The organism is Pseudomonas sp. 30_B, assembly GCF_017491605.1.
GTDB lineage: Bacteria > Pseudomonadota > Gammaproteobacteria > Pseudomonadales > Pseudomonadaceae > Pseudomonas.
On the sequence record NZ_JAFGYY010000404.1, the window covers coordinates 1 to 432 of the forward strand.

At 68.8% G+C, this 432-nt stretch carries 1 pseudogene; it reads right to left on the reverse strand.

Annotation, left to right across the window (positions count from 1 at the left end):
• Nucleotides 1–136: 136 nt before the first annotated feature.
• Nucleotides 137–432 (reverse strand): annotated as a pseudogene (locus J5M67_RS28885) (MBL fold metallo-hydrolase); the annotation flags it as partial.

A 432-nucleotide genomic window follows, 5' to 3' on the forward strand; every position in this document is an offset into this window, starting at 1 on the left:
AAGCCGGCCTGCGCGATCGCGGGCAGATCGGCGGCGACGAGCTGGGGGGAGACCGATAGCGTGTCGGTCAGCTTGCGGATTTCCATGATGGGCGTGGTCGTATGTCGTGCGTCGTTGGGGAAGGCGGGCCGCGGGCTCAGATCGCGTCGAGCGGGATCTTCAGGTAGCGCACGCCGTTGTCCTCGGGCTCGGGCAGGCGGCCCGCGCGCATGTTGACCTGCACCGAGGGCAGCATCAGCACCGGCATGTCGAGCGTCGCGTCGCGCGCGGTGCGCATCGCGACGAAATCGTCCTCGGTGACGCCTTCGCGGATGTGCACGTTCTCGCGCAACTCGTCGGCGACGGTGCTCGCGTACTGGATCGCGCGGCCGTTCGGCTGATAGTCGTGGCACATGTACAGGCGCGTCGCGGGCGGCAGGCTCAGCACCTTGC